Origin of the sequence: Nonomuraea basaltis (assembly GCF_005893125.1) — a bacterium.
Lineage (GTDB): Bacteria > Actinomycetota > Actinomycetes > Streptosporangiales > Streptosporangiaceae > Nonomuraea > Nonomuraea basaltis.
Genome location: NZ_VCJS01000008.1, coordinates 86,316 through 104,909, shown reverse-complemented (window position 1 = coordinate 104,909; position 18,594 = coordinate 86,316). Strand labels below are relative to the sequence as shown.

Genomic DNA, 18,594 nt, shown 5'->3' with positions numbered 1-18,594 from the left:
CAGCAATCGCGTACACGGACGGTCCAGCGATCTCAGCGCATCGGCTGTTCCTAGACTCCTCACCAGGAGAAGGGCGCCCGACCAAGGGGTGCTGACAAGGGGTGTGACGACCTGGAGAAGCTGGTTCCGGACTCGATCGTCGTCAAGAAGGCACGACCGGCGCTCTGTTCTCATTCACGTCCGTTCACAGGCTTCCACAAGATCCTCCGCGGGCCTCGACGCGCTCGTCAACAAGTCACCGTTGACGCCTACGATGAGCACAAGGAACTCGCCGGGTTCCAGGCAGTCACCGAAGAGCACCTGGGCGTTCCGTTCCGGACGCAGGTGCTGGTCTGGAGGTGACCGTACGGAAGATCGAGTGGCGTCCAGGGTGGGGAATCGTCGCGATGCGGGCCGGTCCCATGGGCGCCGAACTATGCGAGCGCTGGAGGTTCACGCAGCCTCGGGGAGAGGGCCCGCCCAGGCGCTCAGCGCGGCTCGGAGAGCGGCTCCGTCGTTCGGCTTCTCCGTCGCCCAGCAAAGGTAGCCGTCGGGACGGACAAGGGCCGTGGTGCGGCGGTCACCGGCCCAATGCGCGCGAACCACTTGGTTGGGAACGGGCACGTCCGTCGTCTGCCCGGCGGGCGTGATCAGCACGAACCTGCCGCCGCGCTGCAGCTCGTTCAGCCGTCCTTCCGCCAGCCGCACGTCGGGGGCGCGCTGTCCGGTCAGCTTGTGCGCGCCGCGCGGAGCCCGGTAGGCGATGCCGACCCCGGAGATCATGGCGGCCGCCTTGTCGGCCAGCGGGCGGACAGTGCTGAGGATTGTTCCGGCTGCGGCGCGCAGTGTCCGGGCGACGAACCCGTGCAGCAGCGCCGCACGCACCAGCATCCCGCTCATCCGCAGCACGATCTTGCCGACGGCGTGCCGCTCGGTTTGGTAAGTGTCCAGCAGCCGGTCATGGGCCCCGTCACGCAGCACGGCCACCAGCTTCCAGCTGAGGTTGGCGGCATCCTGCAGCCCGGTGTTCATGCCCATCGCACCCGCCGGGGAATGCACGTGCGCGGCGTCACCGGCCAGGAAGACCCGGCCGACGCGGTACGCGGGCGCCTGCCGCTCGTCGCTGTGGAACCGCGACATCCAGCGGACCTCGGTGATGCCGTAGTCGGTGTTGAAGTTGAGCCGCAGCAACTCCTTGATCTCCTCGACGTCCAGCGGCGCGTCGTCGGGCAGTTGATGGCGCCGGTTCCAACCGGTCACCCGGTACATGCCGTCCCCCATCTCGCTGAGCAGCGCGAACCCGTCCGGGACGGCGTTGACCGTGAACGGCCGATCCGGCGCCTGACCGAGCTTGACGTCGGCCAGGATCAACGAGCTGAGAATCGACTTGCCGGGAAACGACAGGCCGATCGCCGACCGGATGGAGCTGTGCACGCCGTCGGTCCCGACCAGGTACGAAGCGCGGAACGTGGTGAACGGGCCGTCCGGATCCGCGTCCCTGCCGGCGACCGCGCTGGCCGTGACACCGTTCGCGTCCTGGTTCACGCCGACGACCTTGGTGTCGTACACGAAGACGACCCCGGCCTCCCGGGCCCGCCGCTCCAGCACTCGCTCCACCTCGTACTGCGGGAGGAACAAGACGAACGGGTAGCGGCTGGGCAGCCGGGAGGGGTCGAGTTCACCCCGCTCGAACAAGGCCAGCCGGTTGATGGGATGCCCGATCCTGACCACCTCTTCCGCGATCCCGCGGGCGTCGAACTGCTCCAGCACGCGGGCGTGCACGACCAAGGCGCGGGACAGATTGCTGATCTTGCGCGGGCGGGCCTCGACGAGGGTGACGGACAGGCCTGCTTCGGCAAGGTCACCGGCGAGCAGCAGTCCGGTTGGGCCGGCGCCCACGACCAGCACGTCGGCGGTGTGCGTGGCGTTGGGGTCGGCGACGGGGAGTGATATTCCGGCCATGGGGCGGCCTCCTTGAAGCAAAGGTCAACGCGTGTTGGTCAACGTCTGTAGGCATAACGTAAAATGCCTTCCAAGTTGTGTCAACGCCTGTTGGCCATCAATGTTGGCTTGATGTCCCAGATGACCACCGAGACCAGGCGCGCCGACGCTCCCCGGGTGATGCTGCCCGGGCAGGCGGCGGCGTACGCGCAGCCGTACCAGCTCCCGGAAGGGCGAACGCCACTACGACTGGGCGATGATCGAGATACTGGCCGACGACACTCCCGACGGGCACCAGGCAGGGCAGTCCACACTGCTGATCCGCCGGCACCGCCATACCGGCACCCTGTCGTTCTATCGGTGCTGGTCAGCCGCCAGGGCTGCAGCGGTCACCGTCAGGCGTAGTCGCGCTCGTCATACTTGCCCAGATCGAGAAGCCGGCGGATCTTTCCGGCCGCCGCCGATCCGTCGTGCTTTGCCGCCTGCAACACGTGCTGGATCACTCCATCGCGGGCGCCCGCGCGCGCGGCACGGTGCCAGGAGTCCTGGGCCCTGGCGGACTCGGCGATGAGTTGCCGGATCGGCATGCGTGCGGCCGAGGGCCATCGGACGCTCCGCAGCCCGCGCATGTGCGTCTCATTCGCCGAGGCGACTCTGGCCGCGAGCGTCCTGAGCGTCGTCGCCGGCCGGCCGCTGTTGATGGCCGTCTCCAGCCGCTCGAGCGCGAGGTTGTACGGCTTGACGATCGCCAGGTACCGCTTCGCGGCCTGTTCCCGGGATATCGGTCGCGGACCGGGCGTGGCGGAGCTCCGCGGCGGCGGGCTTGGACTCGTCGTATCCTCGGGCGTCGGTTGAGCGGATGGTGCGGGCGGGGAGGTGCCGAAGGTCTCCGCGGCGGGCGCGGCCGAGCATCCGCTCACGACAAGTAAGGCAGCAAGGGAGACCAGGATTTCCCGCATGCCAAACACCTTCTCTCAGTCAAGATCCAGCCAACCCTAGCCGCGCTGCCGTGCCTGGCCGGACGATCGTGCATCCATCGCCGCCGAGTTGACGCGCTGCCGGCTCCGGCTCAGAGGACCTCCCAGTCGACCTCACCAGCGACCACCTTGGGCTTCCAGTAGCCGATGGAACGGCCGGTCTCCAGGGCGTCGGCGGTGGCTTTGAGCAGGGCGTAGTACGAACGGATCCGTATCCCTCCGGGCGTGAAGCTCATACTGCCCTCGTGATCGGTGTCGCCGACGTCACGCTTCACCGAATCGACCACGAGATGATCGCCCGACCCGTTGGCGCCGAAGGGCACCATTCGCCCGTCCCACCACTCCGTTCGCGGATCGGAGAGTTCTCCACCACCGTCGTCTTCTCCGTCGATCTCGCACAGCCCTCGCCACGTGTCCCGGATCTGCCGGACGCTCAAATTCGAGTCGCCCAGGAAGCCGAAGCCCCACGTGTCCTTCACGAAGACGGTCCCATCGTGCCGCAGCAACGACGCCCGCAGGTCATCGGGGAAATGCAAGCCCATCTCCGCCTCGGCCGCCGCAATACTCCCCGCCTTTCCGGGCTTGCCGAGTGTGCGATGAGTTCTGGGGGCGTTGGTCTTCAGCCACGCCTCGATCCGCCGCCACTGCCGGTTCACGGCGCGCGTCACTTTCGCGCTGAGTTCCCGTACGCGTGGTTCGGCACTCTGGGGTCGGCAGTCCGCGTCAGCGGTCACTTCATGAGTCGGGGCAACCCCTTGCGTCTCCCCGTCTCGAGTGGGTTGAGGGACGTAATCACGGTCCGGAACATTCCTCAGCTCATAGACCTCGTACAAGCAGGTGACGCGGAGACCGGCGGCGGTCTCGTCACATGGCTCCTGCTGGATCTCATATGGGTACCCGACAGCCTCCACCCCCGTCCCCTTGGAGAAGACCGCGGATTCAAGGGCTTGAGCCCCTGCAGCCAGCAGGAGAAGCGCCAGCCCGGCCCCACCCCAGCGGGTGAGGCGGCGCCGAGCGGCATTGTCCAGGGGTTTCCTCGGCTCGCGGCTTCGGAAGACAGCGGAAGACGCGAGGCGGTCGAAAACAGAAGGCCCGGCGGTGGCATGGCGCTTGAGTTCCTCCGCGGTCGGGGTGCCGAGAATCGGAGCTGGAGGCCACTGCGATACAGGTCCGCTCTCTGCCGGGACCTGAATGGGAAACGAGGAATCCGCCTCGTCCTGCAGGACTGAACGCCGTGCCGACTCCCGCCGCCGAGAACGCATGATCATAGCGACCGTCGCTGCCACTACCGCGGCCGAAAACGCCAGCCATGCCATTCGGGACGTGATCACTCGCCGCACGTCCGGCAGAGTACCGGGAACTGTCGGTGCCGAGTGCTTGGGTGGGGATATGCGTTACGGCATCGACGTCGCCATCCTCGGTGACCTCGCGGAGCCATCACATCTGGTTTCGAGCCCGGCTCCTCGGTGAAGCCCTACGCCGACGCGGGCGCCACCTGGTGGCTGGAGCACCTCCACGGATACCGAGGCTCCATGGAGCAGCTCGTCCAGCGCATCAAGGCAGGCCCACCACGCGGCGCTTAGTCGTCGCCGAAGCACCACCGAGCTCCGCATCCGCGCCCGCGACACTCGCCACACCCGCGTCTCAGTGCCGGCGGCCCTCGGTGTCCACCCGCGTTGTGGCGATGCGCATCCTCCGGCACTCGCAGATCTCGGTGACCATGAAGCTCTACACCCGGATCGCCAGCCCGGAGACCCGCAATGCCTTCAACCGGCTTCGTCCTCGGGGCGTTCGACGAGTTTGCCCTTGCGGAACTTACGCTTGTTCGAGAAGCCGCTCCGAAGCATCGGTGAGATCGACCCGATGCCCCTTCATCGCAAGCGTGGCACGCGTGACGCCCCTTCCCACAGCCTGCGTCGCGTATGGACGCGCAGGCGACCCCGGAACGGGCCAGACGACCGTGAACCGCGTCCACCCAGGATTACCTGGGGTGCCTCAACCTCATTTTTGAGTCAGTCCCAGACCAAGGTCCCGCACGCTGCGACCGACGGCGTCATCAAGTACGTCATCACCCAGTTCGCCTACGACGAGGTCGGCAACAAGACCAAGACCATCACCCCGCGCGGCGTGGAAACCGCCGACGACCCCGGCGACTTCATCGCCGAGACCCGCTACGACAAGCTGAACCGCCCCATTGAGCAGATTTACCCCTTCGACAAGGACGACCCGGTCTACAACACCCCGGACAGCGTCCTGTACGCCTACGACGCGGTCTCCCGGCTGAAGGAGATCTCCCACCCGCCCTCGCACGGGCAGACGATCCGCAACGTGTCCACCATGTCGTACTGGGACAACGGCTGGTCCAAGACCACCACCGACCCGTGGGACATCAAGACCACCTACCAGTACAACGACCTCGGCCTGCAGACCAACCGCACCGTCACCTCCGCGGGCGGCTCCTCCCAGCGGGCGCTGGACTGGGACTACTACCCCGACGGCAAACTCAAGACCCACTCCGACGATGGCGTCCCGCTCGGCCTGGACGTCGTCCTCGGCGACAACTCCGACACCGGCCAGGTCACCACCACCGGCACGTGGACCCTCGCCTCCGGCGGCACCTCCGCGTCGAACATCGTCGGCCCCCAGGTGGAGGCGGCCACCGGCTTCGTCGGCTACGACTACGCCACCGCCCCCGCCGGGACCGGCAGCAGCAACTTCACCTGGAACCTGACCACCCCGACCGATGGCACGTACAAGGTGCAGGTGCAGTACCCGTCCGGGGCGACGGCCACCAACGCCAAGTACACCGTCAAGCACCAGGGCGGCGAGGCGAACGTCACCCGAGACCAGACCCAGACCCCCGGCACCTGGGTCGAGCTCGGCAGCTACACCTTCACCGCCGGCACCACCCACAGCGTCACCCTCACCGACGACGCCAACGGCACCGTCGCGGCCGACGCGGTCAAGCTGGTGCGCGACAACGCCGGCGACACCGACATCGAACAGACGGACTTCACCTACACCTACGACGCCAACGCCAACCTCACCCAGATCAAGGACGCCTCCCCGACCGCGAAGATCGACCTGTGGGACATCGCCTACACCAACCTCAACCAGATCGAGCAGATCCTGGAAAAGGTCGACCAGGACGGCACCTGGACGACCAAGAACACCACCGGCTACCTCTACAACGAAAACAGCGCCGTCACTACACGCACGCATGACAAGACGGTCGCCACCTACCGCTACGACGTCCGCGACCTGGTGGATGAGGTGGTCAACAAGAAGTCGGCCACCGACACCGCGCCGAAGACCACCCGCTACACCTACACCCCCCGCGCCGAACGCCTGACTGAGACCAAGGCCAACGGCAACACCGCCACCTACGACTACTTCCTGTCCGGCGTGCTCCGCCACTCCATCGAGAAGAAGCCCAACGCCACCGTCGTGGCCGAGCACACGATCGGCTACCAGGGCAACCTGCACCGCGTGAGCGACCATGCCAAGATCCAGAACGCCGACAACCCCGGCGCCTACCTCGACCACACCTACGCCTACACCTACGACCCCCGCGACCGCATCGCCAAGACCGTCAAAACCCCGACCGGCGGCGGCACCGCGGAGACCGAGACCTACTCCCACGACCCCAACAGCAACGTCTGGGAGGAGGAGGTCCTCGGCAAGAAGACCACCTTCACCTACGACCGCAACCGCCTGATGACCTCCATCAGCGGCGGCCAGACCTCGACGTACACCTACGATCCCTACGGGCGGCTGCGCACCATCCAGGGCGGCGGCAAGACGTGGGAGAAGTACACCTACGACGGCTTCGACCATGTCACCCGGCACGAAAAGCTCGGCGCCGACGGCACCACCAACACCGTCACCAGCTACACCTACGACCCGATCGACCGCACCACCAGCAAGACCGAGAAGGAAGGCACTGCCAACGCCAAGACCACCACCTACTCCTACCTCGGCCTGTCCGGTGAGGTCTTGGACGAGGAGGTGGCCGGCAAGCTCACCAAGTCCTTCCAATACAGCCCGTGGGGCGAGCGACTGTCGCAGGTGAAGGTCAACGCTGACGGTACGGAGGAGAACTCCTACTACGGCTACAACGCCCACTCTGACGTCGAGCAGATCACCAGCGACGCCGGTGACACCCGGGCGACCTACGGCTACACCGCCTACGGCAAGAACGACGACAAGCTCTTCACCGGCGTTGACAAGCCCGACCCCGTCGATCCGACGGCCAAGGAGGAGTACAACCCCTACCGCTTCAACGGCAAGCGCTGGGACAACTCCACCGGCATGTACGACATGGGGTTCCGCGACTACAACCCCAATCTCAACAGGTTCCTCAACCTCGACAGCTACAACGGCGCCCTCGACGACCTGAGCCTCGGCCTCGATCCCTGGACCAGCAACCGCTACGCGTTCACCGGCGGCAACCCCATCACCGGCATCGAGGTCGACGGCCATGAGCCGCGTCCATGGCACAACCCGGATTACAAGCCGTCTGATTGCTGGGACAACGCCAGCATCGAATGCAACCCAGGCTCCGAGGGCAAGAGAATTCCCGTCTCCCACGCCCATCCGAGTTACAGCCCGGCGATGAAGGACGACAACAAAGACGGCGAAATCGATGCGTGGGAGGCAGCTCGCGCCGGAATATCTCTGGACGGAGACACGAGAAACGGGCGGCCTCCCGGCGAGAAGGAACTCGAATTCCTTAGCTATCTTCCCGTCGTCGGTACTCCGGCCGACATCGCCCTCGCCATCAAGAGCCTGAACGAGGGGGACACCGAAGGGGCGATATGGGGGCTGGTCGGACTCGTACCCATTGGCGGCGACTCCGGCAAGTTCATCGCCAAGCTGATGCGCTGCAAGAACAGTTTCACGCCGGACACGGAAGTGTTGATGGCCGACGGTTCAACCAAACCGATCTCGGAAATCGAAGTCGGCGACGAAGTGCTCGCCACAGATCCGGAAACTGGCGAAACCACGGCCAAGCCCGTCATCGCTCTCATCATCGGAGAGGGTGATAAGAACCTCGTCCAGATCACCGTTGACAGCGGAGACGAATCGGAGGAGGAAGGCCAGGACGGGATCGTCGTCGCCACGGACATGCACCCCTTCTGGGTGGCCGACCTCAACCAATGGATACCGGCGACCAACCTGAGAGCCGGCATGTTGCTGCGCACCTCGGCGGGCACTCTGGTCCAGGTCAAGGCGATCCAGCGATGGACCACACAGCAGCGCGTCCACAACCTCACGGTCGCAGACCTCCACACGTACTATGTGCTCGCGGGCGCCGCTCCTGTCCTCGTTCACAACTGCGGGAATGGGGCCATCTCAGATAAGGTAATGGATGAGCACATCCTCCCGAGGCATGATCCGAACCACCCGGATTCCTGGAAATGGGAAGGTAAGTCCAAGTTCGAGGATTGGGTTACACCCGACCACGTCCGTAACTGGGCCAGGCTGGCGATGAAAAAACCGATGGACAACATGAATCTCGGCACCGGTTCCGCACATCGACATGTCCTTTACATCAAGAGCCGCCACCCGATCGGCTATGACGCGGATGGGAATGCTCTATTCAACATCGCCGTATGGGTGCGGGGCGGCGAGGTCGAGAGCGTCCACCCGGACTGACGAGGTAACTATGATCAATGTCCAGGTGCGCACGGAGAGTGGCGAAATCGTGCTGCGCGGATCCTGCAGGATGGATTGGATAGCGACGCTCCAGCACATAGATGAAGACAAGTTTCCGTTCTTGGGTAGCTTGCTGCCCTATGCGGACACAATGTTCAATTCGCGACAGGCCGAAAGGCTGCGTAAGGAAATCGCTAACCAGTCCGTCCGCGAGATTCTCGGGGAAGATTCGGTGGCAGAGATCGAACGACTCTGTTTGGAGGTAGAAAGTAGATCACACCTCTATCTGTGGTTTCTGGGTGACTAGAACGTAACTGCTGCGCTGTTTGGGGCAGCAAAAAATGAAGCCCCGCCGGCTGTCCTGGCGGGGCTTCTGCGTGAGGTGACGGCAATCGTCCGCGCCGTGCGCAAAGGCGTCGGACTACGAAAAATGCATCCGATATGGCGACGATACGGAAGCGTATCTGGAAGGCTATTTCGCGGGTGCGGGTAACCCCGATTCACCCTACACGGGTGCACCGGTTGTCTTCCCTGGCGGTCCAATTAGAGGTAATAAGGCCTTCAAAGGTACCGGTCCAGATAGAGGCGTTATCGAGGTAAGTAGTCGAGCGACCTCGATTAAAGCTTTCGATAACCTGCGGACGGTGGCAGGCCGAGACTTCGTCTTCGATCCGGGTCACGAAGAGGTTCGGAGTGCTAGGCAAGAAGTGGAAGAGCTTCTCGTTAGGGCACAGTTACATCCGCCAAGTGCTGGGAGCCAAGGGCGAGAATATAGTAGGCGTTAGAATGATGCGAGGGCCCGGCAACACCATCTATACCAACGAGCACTCAGGTCACTACGGCGGACAATGGACGCCTGAAATACTTAAGCAGTTCGAGTAATTCATGAAGCAATATGGATACGAAGTCAAACACACCTCTACGTGGGGCGATTGGTAGCACTTGAATAATCAACGGTCGCCATTTCGCGAAGTTATGTCGAAGGTCCCGAGTGAACTCTGGGTTCACTCGCCGGGCGCCAGCCATGGACCGCTAACATGGGCGCCACTCGTGCAAATCACAGAATCAGGCATATGGATAGGGACGACGGCCCGAGGGTTCTGGGCGATCGGTAGGCCAGGCACAACTGCGGAATCACTGGAACAACGCATATCCATCACGTGGCTAACCCTGCTGGAAATTAGCCAACAAGAGCTGATGGAGAAGCTGGAGGACATGAGCAGGCGTCTCGGGTTTACAGGCGAAATCGGTCGTATAGCTTCTTCTCTACCATTAGGGGAGGCTATATATATGGCACTTAATGGCAAAAGCCCATACTGGGCAGAAAAGGCGGTGCAGAGACTGTATGATCCAAGGGGCGGTGTAGTACTAGAACGTCGATTTATCGAGCTGCTCGAGCAAATAGCTAGCTCGCATGTCCTATCGCAGCAAACAAGACACCGAGCTGCTCGCCTGGTGCGCGGATTCGTCGACGTTCCGCGCGAGAACAATGAGCCGCCAGCTGAGTAGCTAATTCACGAGACGGGCCAAGCTTCGCCCCCTTTGAATAACAGGAGGGGGCGAAGCTATTAGCGCGAGTTAACCGCGCATCTACAGTAGGTCTGCCTGTTGACCTTCGCGGCCTTTGGAGGCCGGAGCCGCCTCCAGGCCCGGCACGCCAAACGCCGGAAGTGCGAAGGAAACGAACGATGCTTCACGCGATCAATACCGGAAAAATCCAAGCCGGAGAGGCGGGTGTGGGGCTCATAAATAGGGTGCAGTGTCTGGTGATGCTCGCCATTGCGGATTTCGAAACCCATTCATATGGCGCGCGCCCGAGAGCGGCCGCTGCCAGAGTCGTCATCTCGTCCGAAGAAGTCACCTCTTGGGAGATGGCGCTGCGACCCGGCTAGCGAATGGCAAGCTTGCGGTCCGGCCTTTGTTGTAGGGTGGGGTCCGCGTGTAAAGACGATAGGTAATGTGAAGCGGTTGCAGGAGGTAGCGGTGACGTACCGGCAGTTCGATGTCGAGGACCGGGCCGAACTGGCGGCAGCGGGCCTAGAGCCGCAGCCTCTAGAGGGCGACGAAATAGGCGGAGTAATAAGTTGGGAAGGGAGCGGAAAGCAGGTCGAATTGAGCTATGACATACCAGGTCGTTCGGTGCGCATTAAGATATTCAACGATAATCGACAGTTAGAGTTGGATATCTTCCGAGAAGGAGCAGTGAGGCTGCGATCGCAATGGGAGGGAGAGAAACTCTGTTTGCAGATAATATTCGAAGTAGATGATCTGGCCGGGAAGATCGAGGTTGGCTTGACGCCGTTGATCTATATGCGAGATTCGATGCTCTTCGTTTAGCTGCGATAAGCAGGTTCGGGCATTGGTGTAGGGCAGGCCAGGTAGTGCTCGATATCTAGGCTTATCGCGACGTAGCGGATGTACCGGAATGCGACCGCCGCGGCACGGCGTGTTGTGCGTACGAGAGCGGCCACCGCCTCCATCTTCGGTGTTGAAGAGACGCCGGGGATCGAGGAGTGGCCGCAGATGTTCACTATCGCGGCCGAGCGCGAGATCAAGTAGGCCATCGGTGGTGCGGGTCGGTCACATCTTCGTCCCGTGATCGATTTCCATGCCGCCTACGCGAACGCCAGCGAGCGGAAGGCGTTGCGGATGTTGGTCAGTAGTTGGCGGTCGCGGCCGTAGTACAGCTTGTTGGTCAGGAGGACGGCCCAGCGGCCTTGTTTGGGAGAGATCCACATTCCGGTGCCGGTGAAGCCGTAGTGCACGTAGATGCCGTTCGTCGGATCGGTGCCCGGGGCGGGGTGCCAGGACAGACCCCGCGCCGGTTGGAGGTCGCCTGTGCGGACCTGAAGGGACTCCTGGACCCAGTCGGCGCCGAACCCCTTTCCGGTGCTGGGTTCGAGGAGGTGCTGCAGGAACGTCGCCAGGGCGGCCACGGTGGAGAATGCACCGGCGATTCCACACGCTCCGCCGAGCAGTCGCGCGGAGAAGTCGTGGGCGGTGCCTTTGAGATGGCGGCCGGTTTGCTCGTCGTACTCGATATATGAAGTGACACCTTGATCGATCTCAATCCGTAAGCGGACGATATCCGCCGTACGCGCTTGTGGGCCGCGTCATCGGAGATGGCCCATCAGGAGGGCGTTCCATTGCGCCGCTGCCACTCCGGCGCGCCACCGCTCGCTGTCCTCGATCACCTCAACCCCGTGCTCGTCGCGGCGGATCCGGCGAATGAATTGCAGGCCGCTCGCTTGGCGCAGTTCGTAGAAGACCCCGTCGCAGCCGCATGTCCACTCCAGGACACGCCCCTCAGGTGCCCACCGGTCCGGAAGGGTCCACTTCAACGGCTCGCAGTGGGACGTCGCCGGGCTTACATGAGGACTGAAGCAACGAGGCGGCCGGTCGCCCCGGCTGATCCACCCGGCCCCTTCAGTCTGCCCGTGCGGCGCCATCACATCTCCACTGCATAGACCGGCATATCCGGTATCCGGACCGGGAGTCGTCCGTCGTGAGCACTTCCGCCCATGTCACCCTGCCGCCCAGAGCGTTGTCGCCGATGCCCCAGCGGAGCGCCGTCTCTTCAACGATCTGCAGGCCGCGGCCCGAGCAGTCCATTTCGCTGGGCTCACGCACGTGGGGAACGGTCAGCCCACCGTCGTCCATCACGTCGATACGTGCCAGGCCGTCGCCGATCGCTCGGATGTCCACGGTGATCAGCCCGCCCGCCAGGCCCGAGGCCGAGTGCATCACGGCGTTCGCAACTAGTTCACTGACCACGAGTTGCACGCCGGTCATGTTTTGATGCCCCGCCGCTCTCAAAACGCCCTTGACGCAATGACGAGCGATCGGCACCGAACTGGGCACTCCCGGGAACACCAGCTCGGCGAGAAAGCGCCCGGTCACCGCCACCCCCATGTCACGACCCAGCTGCGCGCCCTATGTGCCACGCGCACCCACATGGGTCCTGACTTGCGTGAGATCTCTATGAACGGCTCTTGCCCTGAGGGGAGGACCACCGACAACTCCAAACCCCCCATCCGCCGTCCCAACGCCGCTCGTACTGGCTGCCTGACTTCTTCGTCTACCTGGATGAGTGCCGTCACAGCTCCGCCCTTCGCTGCCGTGCGCAGTCGCTGTGGAACTGCCCACCGTGCATTCATTACTTCCGAAGGCGATCCCAGTCTGACCCGAAGCTTGCCGCATCTGCATGCGTGGCACGGAGGAGCCGCCTCTCTGAGCTGCGGATTCGCCCAGAGAGCTCGGCTTCCGCCCACATCGCTTGCGCCTGACTGGGAGGCTTACAACTACGCCCAGTGTGCACCTCGCTACCCTGCGAATGCAAGGTAGTTAGATGCATACCTTGCATAAATCGAGAGGTTGGCCAAGATGCAAGCCCAGCCCTACATGCGCGATGATGTCCACGTGCCGCAGAGACGACAGCCGCCTACCGTCCGTATGCGCAGGTTGGCCGCCGAGCTTCGTCGTCTCCGCGAGGCTGCCGGACTCTCACAGGAAGACGTCACAGCCCAAACCGGCGTGAACGTCGCGACCCTGTACCGCATCGAGACTGGTCGCACCAAACCCCAGCTCAGAACCCTTCAAGCCCTCCTCACCGCCTACGGCGTGACGGGCGCCGATCGTGACGCACTGGTTCTCTTGCAGAAGGACGCTGGGAAACGAGGCTGGCTGCACACATCCGACTCTGACCTGACCGAGCAGTACACCGCGTACATCAACTTCGAGGCGGAAGCACGGGAGATCCTTAACTTCGAGACGATCTTCGTTCCCGGCCTTCTCCAGACGCCCGACTACGCCAGAGAGGTCATTTCAGGAGTCCTGCCCACCGCAACCGAGGAGCAAGTACAGCGCAGGGTCGATGCCAGGCTTAATCGTCAGCTGCTCCTGACCGTTCCAGACAGCCCTCACCTGTGGGCAGTCATTGACGAGGCGGCGCTGCATCGCCGTGTCGGCGGGCCATCCGTGATGCGCGACCAGCTTCGCCACCTAGCCACCCAGGCACGTAACCCGCAGATCACGATCCAGGTAGTCCCGTTCAAGGCCGGCGCGCATCCAGGCATGCCAGGCAGCTTCATCATCTTGCGCTTCGGCGCTATCGGCCCTGACATCGTCTACATCGACAGCATGGGCGGCGATCTTTTCCTCGAAGAGGAGGCTGAGCTAATCAGGCATAACATGGTTTTCGAGCATCTTCGCGCCGTAGCGCTCAGCCCCTCGGACACGGCGGCACTACTCACATCTCTGAGCGAAGATCTGGATTAAGAGGAGTCGCGATGCAGCCTGACGTTTCCGACCTCCCTTGGCGTACCAGCAGCTTTAGCGGGAACGGCGCAAGCTGCGTCGAGGTCGCGATCACCGAAACTGTGATCAAGGTCCGGGACACCAAGGATCGGGCCGGTGGGACGCTCACCTTCAGACCCGATGAGTGGGAAGCCTTCCTCGCGGGTGTGCGTCACGGTGAGTTCGAACTAGTGAAGTCCCCTGACCCGCGCTAAGGTTCCTCCGCGGTCGCATGGATCTTGTTCTTGCTCAGAGCTGAGCGTGGACAGCGGCGGCCAGGTTGGAGGCCGCGCCCGGGTCGTGGGCGGCCAGAACCGCCAGGCCGGGATTCCGCAGGCGGAGTTCGTTGACCATCTGTGTCGTGCCGGCCAGCTTGCGCTTCTCACCGACGCCCGGCACTTGGCCGCGCTCCAGCAGATCCGAGTCGTAGGTCAGGTCGCCGACCATGAGCAGCGGTGTCCGGCCGGGGCTCCGGACCAGCATCGACAGTGACCCGGGAGTATGGCCGGGGGTGGGCAGCAGCACCATGCTGCCATCGTCGAACAGGTCATGGCCGGTGGTGAAGGGGGCCAGGGCAGGGTCGGCAAGGGGCTCGGGAGAGATGCGGCGCCAGCGCAGTCCGGGCAGGTCGATGTGGGAGGACAGCAGGCCGCGCAGTTCCGGTTGCGGCTCGGCGAGGGTCTCCCACTCGCGTCGGCTGATCACGATCTGGGCGCCGGTCAGCTCCCGTAAGCCGCCGATGTGGTCTTGGTGCAGGTGGGAGATGACCGCGGTGTGGACATCGCCGATGTCGTAGCCGATGGCGGCCAGCTGGGCGGTGAGGGTCTGCTCGGGGCCGATGTCGAAACGGGCCAGCCGGTTGTACATCACCCCTGTGATGCCGCCGGGGAAGTAGCCGGGGTCAGTCACCGACGCGCGGTCCTGTCCGGTGTCGAAGAGCACCAGCCTGTCGCGGTGCTCGATCACGTAGACGTTGATGGGCAGTGGCCGGGTCCAGCGACGCGAGGTGAACAGCCACCAGTACATCGGCTTGCGGGTGGCGGACACGTGCTCGGGGTGGATCGACACCGATCCGGTGCTGACCATCGACACCCGCTTGATGCATGCTTCGTTCATCACATTCGTCTCCTTGATCGAATTCAATGGGCGACATCAGCCTCCTCGGCCTGATGTGGACCATCCACGCCGTCGGAGAACTACTGACCCGCCTGACCGAGCAGGTCTAGCTTGTTTCGAGGAGGGTTTTGAGGTCGGCCAGGAGTCGCGGCCAGCCGTTGGTGACGGCCTTCAGGACGGCGCTGCCGGGCTCGAAGTCGTCGTGGACCACGGTCAGTTTGACCGTCTCGCCGAGGTCCTCGAGGTCGAAGGTCACCTTGGAGCGGGGCTCGGCGGAGAAGCGGGCCAGGAGTTCGTCGCTGAACCCGCTGACCGCCGCCCATTCCGGCGTGAAGGTGTGCCAGGTGTAGGACAGCCGCTTGCCGGGATCGGACTCGAGCACGACCTGGGCCGGGTCGGCGATCGTCACGTCGTGCTCGGGGTAGCGCACGGTCACGGTCGAGCCGGGCTTCCAGTCCGAGTCGAAGGCCAGCCCGCGCCAGCAGCGCCGGGTGATGGCGGGGTCGGTCAGCCCCTGCCAGAGGCGCTCGGGGGTGGTGTTGATGTAGGTCGTGTAGACGAACTCGGGCTCGCTCATCGAGGTGTCCTTTAAGGCTGTTTCCAGGTCGGACAGGGCGCGACCGCGATGGGCCGGTGTGCTACCGCAGCCGCTCGGTCAGGAAGTCCTCCCAGGTCCGCTTGCCCGTAGCAGCCCCTTCGAGAGACAGATTCTCGCCGGCCCGGTAGGCGCGGCCGGCCTTGCCCGGCATCCGGACCGGCATCATCAGCCGGCGCTTGCCGCGCACCCGCAGGTATCCGCGGCTCAACTCGGCCATCCCGTACACCTTGGGCCCGGCCAGGTCGGGCACCAGGCCGGCCGGCTTGTCGAGCGTCAGCTCCACGAGCCGGGCCGCCACGTCGCGCGCGTCGACCGGCTGGAACCGCATTCCGCCCGGGACGGGTATGACCGGCAGCTTCGCCATCGCCTGCACGGTCTTCAGGGCAAGGTCATGGAATTGGGCGGCACGCAGCGTCGTCCACGGTACGCCGGAGCCGGCCACGGCTTGCTCCGCGCCCAGCTTGGAGCTGAACCAGCTCAGCGGGATCCGGTCCGCCCCGATGACGGAGATGTACACCAGATGCCGCACCCGGGCTCGCGACGCCGCCCGTGCCAGGTTCTCGGTCGCCTCGGTATCGCCCTTGGTGCTGCCTGCCAGGTGCAAGACGATTTCGGCCCCGGCTAGCGCGGCCTCGATTCCCTCGCCCTTGAGTAAGTCGCCGCTCACGTACTCGACGCCGTTGCAGGAGGGGCCGCCGCGGCGGCTGAGCACCCGCACGCCATACCCGGCGTCGTGCAGGAGCGGCAGTACCAGGCGCCCCAGGGTGCCGGTGCCGCCGGTGAGCAGGATCGATGACGTCATGGTCGCTCCAGATTCGTTGGATCCGGGGGTCGATCTCCCGGTCGGGCCGGACTCGGCCGAGCGCCGGAACGTACGTGATCTCCAAGCGGATAAAACGTAACGTAACGTTCGGTTGATCTCATTAAGGCAGGCGGCGGCGACGCTGTCAAGAACGAAACGTTACGTTCTCCGTGGTAAGGTGCCCTCGTGATTGGAAAGGCTGGCGGTGCGGCGCGATCGCGAACGGTGATTCTTCAGGCCGCCCTTGATCTGTGTGCGGAGCGGTCCTACGCCGCCGTGTCCATGGAGGCGATCGCCGCTCGGGCCCAGGTCGGCAAGCCGACGCTGTATCGCTGGTGGCCGTCGAAGGGCGCGTTGTATCTGGAGGCGCTCACCGAACGGGTAGGGGAGCCGTACTTCCTCATCCCCGACACCGGCGACCTCGAAGCGGACCTGCGCACCTGGATCCATGCCGCTACCAAGATCTTCACCGACGGCGCACTCCGTGGGCTTCTCGCCGGAGTGGTCGGATCAGCGCAGCATGACCCCGAACTCGCCAACATCCTCTACGAACAGGTCCACATCCCTCTCTCGAGCCGCAACCGCGAACGCATCCGCGCGGCGCAGGAGAGCGGGCAATTGGCCGGCTTCGATCCCTACCTGCTCGAAGACATGCTCATCGCACCGCTGTGGTACCGGCTGCTGATCAGCGGCCAGCCGATCACCCCGGAGTACGCCGACATGGTCGTGAGCGCCGTCCTCAGCTTGAACCCCACGCCGACCGGCAACGCCTGAGCCGAAAGCCGCGCCAGCCGTGCCGACGGTGCTCAGCGGAGCGGTGCAGCCCCGTTCAAAAGAGGCGGGCCCCGCTGGCGCCGGCTTCGAAGTCGAGAAGATGCTGCTTGGTCGCCAGGCCGCCGCCGTAGCCGGTGAGGTCGCCGGTGGCGCCGAGGACGCGGTGGCAGGGAACGATGATGCCGATCGGATTCTTGCCGTGGGCCGGGCACGCCCTCGCGGTCGACAAACGCATGTTCTCGGCCTTGGGTGGCACTACCGGGCAGCTCGGCCTGCAGTAGATCCCGGTGGTGATCACCGCGCCGGTCCGCAACCACCTGTCGGCCTGTATCGCCAAGACCGGTACGCGCAACCGCATGGAGGCGGTACGCGCCGCCCGCCACAGCGGCTGGCTCTAGACAGCGACCTTCGCGCTGCCGCGCCGCGATCGAACCTGCGGACACCGGGAGGGCGCCGTTCGCGCCCTGCGCAGGTCGGCCCACCGTGGCGCCGCTCGCCCTGTCCCAGCTCACAGCGCGAATGGCGGCCGCTCGCCGGCGGCCGCCATCAGCGGTCGGGGTCAGGAGTGCGGGCAGGTGTCGCGGTATTCCTCGATGGAGGTGCCGCTGGGGGGCGGGCAGAGGAACGGCTCGTAGCGGAGGTCGTCGTCGACCCAGCGCTTCAGCCAGGCCACCATCGACTTGGCCATCGTGGTGTTGGTGCTCAGCGGGAAGAGGTGGCTGGCGCCGTTCAGCTCCAGGTACGCCTTCTCCGACGAGGCCGGGATGCTCTCGTAGAACCGCTCCGAGTGGCTGCTCACCGGGGCGACGCTGTCGCTCTCACCACCGATGATCATCGTCGGGACGCGGATGCCCGACCACGTCTTCGTGGCGTGCCAGGGGGCGAACGGCACGGCGGCCTGCAGGGACGGGCGGTTGTTCGCGGCCTCCAGGCTGCCGCCGCCGCCCATCGAGTGGCCGGCCACCGCGAGCCGGGAGCCGTCGATGCGGCTGCGGACCGTGGCCGGACTGTCCTCGACCAGGTAGTCGAGCGCGGCCAGGAGCTGGCGGCCTCGGCTGTCGGGCTGGTCGTAGCGCGTGTTGGTCTCGATGCCGATCACGACGAAGCCGTGCGAAGCGATGCGCGGGCCGAGCCAGGACAGGGTGGACCAGCTTGCCGTGTACCCGGGCGAGATGGCGATCGCGCCGAACGTGCCCTGGCTGGTGTCGGTCGGGTAGTAGATCACGCCGCCGCCGAAGCCGCTGACGCTCAGCGAGGAGACGCTCTGCTGGGCGGTCGTGAAGGGGCCGCGACCGGCCTCGAGGATGGCGTCGGTGGGGGCGGGACCGCGCTCGTACGGGTCGGCCGCCTGGGCGGGGGACGCGGTCGCGATGCCGGCGGCCAGTAACGCGACCGTGAGGGCGAGTTTGGTCAACGTTCGCGCGCCGCGCCGGGGGGTGGAGAGCTGCACGTCG

The 18,594-nt window shown here is 64.7% G+C and carries 20 protein-coding genes and 1 pseudogene; 9 read left to right on the top strand and 12 right to left on the bottom strand.

Going from position 1 to position 18,594, the window contains the following annotated elements; all coding sequences use genetic code 11:
- Positions 1-432: 432 nt before the first annotated feature.
- The 3 genes from EJK15_RS05845 to EJK15_RS05835 form a co-directional block, all read right to left on the bottom strand.
- On the bottom strand, positions 433-1,941 hold the full coding sequence (locus EJK15_RS05845; RefSeq protein ID WP_138709331.1) for an FAD-dependent monooxygenase: 1,509 nt from the start codon (positions 1,939-1,941) through the stop codon (positions 433-435).
- Between the two features lie 374 nt (positions 1,942-2,315).
- Entirely contained in the window at positions 2,316-2,879 is a 564-nt protein-coding gene (locus EJK15_RS05840; protein ID WP_138709330.1) for a hypothetical protein, read from the bottom strand.
- 110 nt (positions 2,880-2,989) lie between these two features.
- The gene (locus tag EJK15_RS05835; protein ID WP_138709329.1) at positions 2,990-4,237 is read right to left on the bottom strand and encodes an SMI1/KNR4 family protein; all 1,248 of its coding nucleotides are present in this window, start codon (positions 4,235-4,237) and stop codon (positions 2,990-2,992) included.
- 667 nt (positions 4,238-4,904) lie between these two features.
- Between EJK15_RS05835 and EJK15_RS05830 the strand changes: the two genes are divergently transcribed.
- The 6 genes from EJK15_RS05830 (at position 4,905) to EJK15_RS05805 (ending at position 10,892) form a co-directional block, all read left to right on the top strand.
- On the top strand, positions 4,905-8,555 hold the full coding sequence (locus EJK15_RS05830) for a golvesin C-terminal-like domain-containing protein (protein WP_138709328.1): 3,651 nt from the start codon (positions 4,905-4,907) through the stop codon (positions 8,553-8,555).
- 10 nt (positions 8,556-8,565) lie between these two features.
- On the top strand, positions 8,566-8,862 hold the full coding sequence (locus EJK15_RS05825; RefSeq protein ID WP_138709327.1) for a hypothetical protein: 297 nt from the start codon (positions 8,566-8,568) through the stop codon (positions 8,860-8,862).
- Positions 8,863-8,989: 127 nt separating this feature from the next.
- Positions 8,990-9,340: a polymorphic toxin type 43 domain-containing protein gene (locus tag EJK15_RS77420; RefSeq protein WP_138709360.1), complete on the top strand. Its 351-nt coding sequence runs from the start codon at positions 8,990-8,992 to the stop codon at positions 9,338-9,340.
- Positions 9,249-9,437: a polymorphic toxin type 43 domain-containing protein gene (locus EJK15_RS77415; protein WP_171074133.1), complete on the top strand. Its 189-nt coding sequence runs from the start codon at positions 9,249-9,251 to the stop codon at positions 9,435-9,437. The genes EJK15_RS77420 and EJK15_RS77415 overlap by 92 nt, the downstream gene beginning before the upstream one ends.
- A gap of 806 nt (positions 9,438-10,243) precedes the next feature.
- Complete coding sequence (locus EJK15_RS05810; protein ID WP_138709326.1) at positions 10,244-10,447, top strand: hypothetical protein; 204 nt, start codon at positions 10,244-10,246, stop codon at positions 10,445-10,447.
- A gap of 67 nt (positions 10,448-10,514) precedes the next feature.
- Positions 10,515-10,892, top strand: a complete 378-nt coding sequence (locus tag EJK15_RS05805; protein WP_138709325.1) for a hypothetical protein — start codon at positions 10,515-10,517, stop codon at positions 10,890-10,892.
- Positions 10,893-11,170: 278 nt separating this feature from the next.
- Here EJK15_RS05805 and EJK15_RS05800 read toward each other — a convergent pair whose 3' ends face one another.
- From EJK15_RS05800 to EJK15_RS05790, 3 genes are all read right to left on the bottom strand, one after another.
- Positions 11,171-11,596, bottom strand: coding sequence for a serine hydrolase (locus EJK15_RS05800; protein WP_276615365.1), 426 nt, complete (start codon positions 11,594-11,596; stop codon positions 11,171-11,173).
- Positions 11,597-11,668: 72 nt separating this feature from the next.
- The gene (locus EJK15_RS05795) at positions 11,669-11,896 is read right to left on the bottom strand and encodes a hypothetical protein (RefSeq protein ID WP_138709323.1); all 228 of its coding nucleotides are present in this window, start codon (positions 11,894-11,896) and stop codon (positions 11,669-11,671) included.
- 85 nt (positions 11,897-11,981) lie between these two features.
- The gene (locus EJK15_RS05790) at positions 11,982-12,467 is read right to left on the bottom strand and encodes an ATP-binding protein (protein WP_138709322.1); all 486 of its coding nucleotides are present in this window, start codon (positions 12,465-12,467) and stop codon (positions 11,982-11,984) included.
- A 540-nt stretch (positions 12,468-13,007) separates the two neighbouring features.
- Between EJK15_RS05790 and EJK15_RS05785 the strand changes: the two genes are divergently transcribed.
- Both EJK15_RS05785 and EJK15_RS05780 read left to right on the top strand, forming a co-directional pair.
- On the top strand, positions 13,008-13,832 hold the full coding sequence (locus tag EJK15_RS05785; protein WP_138709321.1) for a helix-turn-helix domain-containing protein: 825 nt from the start codon (positions 13,008-13,010) through the stop codon (positions 13,830-13,832).
- An 11-nt stretch (positions 13,833-13,843) separates the two neighbouring features.
- Positions 13,844-14,065 carry a DUF397 domain-containing protein gene (locus EJK15_RS05780; RefSeq protein ID WP_138709320.1) on the top strand — a complete coding sequence of 74 codons (222 nt, stop codon included), beginning with the start codon at positions 13,844-13,846 and terminating at the stop codon, positions 14,063-14,065.
- Between the two features lie 34 nt (positions 14,066-14,099).
- On the opposite strand, the gene EJK15_RS05775 is transcribed toward EJK15_RS05780, so the two are convergent.
- The 3 genes from EJK15_RS05775 to EJK15_RS05765 all read right to left on the bottom strand — a co-directional run bounded on the left by EJK15_RS05775 (position 14,100) and on the right by EJK15_RS05765 (position 16,366).
- Positions 14,100-14,966, bottom strand: a complete 867-nt coding sequence (locus EJK15_RS05775) for an N-acyl homoserine lactonase family protein (RefSeq protein WP_138709319.1) — start codon at positions 14,964-14,966, stop codon at positions 14,100-14,102.
- A 106-nt stretch (positions 14,967-15,072) separates the two neighbouring features.
- Complete coding sequence (locus EJK15_RS05770) at positions 15,073-15,543, bottom strand: SRPBCC family protein (protein ID WP_138709318.1); 471 nt, start codon at positions 15,541-15,543, stop codon at positions 15,073-15,075.
- Between the two features lie 61 nt (positions 15,544-15,604).
- On the bottom strand, positions 15,605-16,366 hold the full coding sequence (locus EJK15_RS05765; RefSeq protein ID WP_138709317.1) for an SDR family oxidoreductase: 762 nt from the start codon (positions 16,364-16,366) through the stop codon (positions 15,605-15,607).
- Between the two features lie 186 nt (positions 16,367-16,552).
- Between EJK15_RS05765 and EJK15_RS05760 the strand changes: the two genes are divergently transcribed.
- A complete protein-coding gene (locus EJK15_RS05760; protein WP_338089846.1) occupies positions 16,553-17,140 on the top strand; it encodes a TetR/AcrR family transcriptional regulator in 588 nt (195 codons plus the stop codon).
- 55 nt (positions 17,141-17,195) lie between these two features.
- Here the strand turns inward: EJK15_RS05760 and EJK15_RS74215 are convergent, their stop codons facing one another.
- The 3 genes and pseudogenes from EJK15_RS74215 to EJK15_RS05745 form a co-directional block, all read right to left on the bottom strand.
- Positions 17,196-17,375, bottom strand: a complete 180-nt coding sequence (locus EJK15_RS74215) for a methylated-DNA--[protein]-cysteine S-methyltransferase (RefSeq protein WP_338089847.1) — start codon at positions 17,373-17,375, stop codon at positions 17,196-17,198.
- Positions 17,376-17,390: 15 nt separating this feature from the next.
- Positions 17,391-17,438, bottom strand: a pseudogene (locus tag EJK15_RS77100) (Ada metal-binding domain-containing protein); the annotation flags it as partial.
- Positions 17,439-17,699: 261 nt separating this feature from the next.
- On the bottom strand, positions 17,700-18,590 hold the full coding sequence (locus tag EJK15_RS05745; protein ID WP_420847020.1) for an alpha/beta hydrolase family protein: 891 nt from the start codon (positions 18,588-18,590) through the stop codon (positions 17,700-17,702).
- Positions 18,591-18,594 lie beyond the last annotated feature (4 nt).

Coding starts and splice junctions, on each gene's coding strand:
- EJK15_RS05845 (WP_138709331.1), bottom strand. CDS start 1,941: ATGGCCGGAATATCACTCCCCGTCGCCGACCCCAACGCCACGCACACC.
- EJK15_RS05840 (WP_138709330.1), bottom strand. CDS start 2,879: ATGCGGGAAATCCTGGTCTCCCTTGCTGCCTTACTTGTCGTGAGCGGA.
- EJK15_RS05825 (WP_138709327.1), top strand. CDS start 8,566: ATGATCAATGTCCAGGTGCGCACGGAGAGTGGCGAAATCGTGCTGCGC.
- EJK15_RS05810 (WP_138709326.1), top strand. CDS start 10,244: ATGCTTCACGCGATCAATACCGGAAAAATCCAAGCCGGAGAGGCGGGT.
- EJK15_RS05790 (WP_138709322.1), bottom strand. CDS start 12,467: ATGGGGGTGGCGGTGACCGGGCGCTTTCTCGCCGAGCTGGTGTTCCCG.
- EJK15_RS05785 (WP_138709321.1), top strand. CDS start 13,008: ATGCGCAGGTTGGCCGCCGAGCTTCGTCGTCTCCGCGAGGCTGCCGGA.
- EJK15_RS05780 (WP_138709320.1), top strand. CDS start 13,844: ATGCAGCCTGACGTTTCCGACCTCCCTTGGCGTACCAGCAGCTTTAGC.
- EJK15_RS05775 (WP_138709319.1), bottom strand. CDS start 14,966: ATGAACGAAGCATGCATCAAGCGGGTGTCGATGGTCAGCACCGGATCG.
- EJK15_RS05770 (WP_138709318.1), bottom strand. CDS start 15,543: ATGAGCGAGCCCGAGTTCGTCTACACGACCTACATCAACACCACCCCC.
- EJK15_RS05765 (WP_138709317.1), bottom strand. CDS start 16,366: ATGACGTCATCGATCCTGCTCACCGGCGGCACCGGCACCCTGGGGCGC.
- EJK15_RS74215 (WP_338089847.1), bottom strand. CDS start 17,375: ATGCGTTTGTCGACCGCGAGGGCGTGCCCGGCCCACGGCAAGAATCCG.